This window comes from Kitasatospora sp. MBT63 (assembly GCF_000710465.2).
Lineage (GTDB): Bacteria > Actinomycetota > Actinomycetes > Streptomycetales > Streptomycetaceae > Kitasatospora.
Map to the genome: position 1 here is coordinate 5,059 of NZ_JAIZ01000793.1, position 1,264 is coordinate 6,322.

A 1,264-nucleotide genomic window follows, 5' to 3' on the forward strand; every position below is an offset into this window, starting at 1 on the left:
GGCGGTGAGGTCGAGCCCCTCGGGCCGGGGTGCCAGCGGGCGGGCCTCCAGCCCCCGGGCCAGCCGGTGCGCGGCCGTCCCGGTCGGGCCGAAGCGGTCGGCCACGGCGGCGGCGGGCAGCGCGGCGAAGGCTCCGGCGGTCCCGATCCCGAGCCGGGTCAGCAGCTCGGCCAGGGCCGCGTCGCCGAGCGCCGCCACCGGGTACGGGGCCAGGAACTCGGCGGTCCGCCCGTCCGGGACCAGCACCCCGGCCCGGGCGGCGAGCGCGGCCGCGAACAGGCCGTCGGCGACCCCGACATGGCTGCGCGGCGGCGGGCCGGCGGGCCGCACCGGCCCGGGGTCCGGATCGGGGTCCGGTTCGGGGTCGGGCTCCGGTCCGGGGTCCGGCTCCGGTTCGGGGCCGGGTGTTCGAACAGGGGTCGGGGGCTCCGGGCCGCGGGCGGGTTCCTCCCAGCCGCGGGCCAGGGTGGCCGCCACCGCCGCGTGCACCTGGGCCGCCAGGGACTCCTCCCCGCCGAAGTAGCGGCCCGGGCCCTTCACCGGGATCGCGCACATGCCCGGGCGCAGCACCTCGACCCGGGGCGTGAAGGCCGCCACCGCGGCGATCACCGGTTCGAAGCGGCGGGTCTCGGCCTGGGGGTCCCGGTCCCGCAGCCGGAGCCCGGGGCAGAGCCGCTGGGCCAGCCTGAGCCGCTGTCCGCGCCGTACCCCGGCGGTCCGGGCCTCGTCCGAGCACGCCAGCACCTTGCCCGCCTCGACCACCGCCACCGGGCCGTCGTCACCGGCGTCCGGGGCGGTGGCGACCACCGGCCAGTCCGGGCACCACACCACCAGGACCCGGGGCGCTCCCGGTTCCCGCCCCCCGGTCGTGACCTGCTGCGTACCGGTCATGTCACACCGCCGCCAGGTCGACCCGGGTCACGGCCGGGGCAGCGACAGCGGTACCAGCACCGGCGATGGCAGCAGCAGCGGTTGCGGCCGGGGCGAGGGGCACCACCGGGGCCGGGGTCCGGGCCGGGGCCGTCGTGGGCAGTTCGGCGGCCTCGACCGGCCGGGCGGCACCGTGCTCGTCCGGCAGCCAGAGCCTGGCGGTACGGGTCCGGTCGGCCGCGCCTCGGCCCTCCGCCGCCACCTCGACCTGCCGGCCGCGCAGCTGGCCGTACCCCTCCCCCAGGCCGAACCAGCGGCCCGAGCGGACGCTCAGCCGCAGCCCCGCGCCGGGCCAGACCCCGGCCACCAGCAGGGCGCAGCCGCCCCGCCGCAG

2 pseudogenes are annotated in these 1,264 nt (G+C 80.5%); both read right to left on the reverse strand.

Features of this window, described 5'->3' with window-relative positions:
• Window positions 1–891 (reverse strand): annotated as a pseudogene (locus tag AA75_RS51295) (hypothetical protein); the annotation flags it as partial.
• Between the two features lies 1 nt (window position 892).
• Window positions 893–1,264: pseudogene (locus tag AA75_RS41440) on the reverse strand (hypothetical protein); the annotation flags it as partial.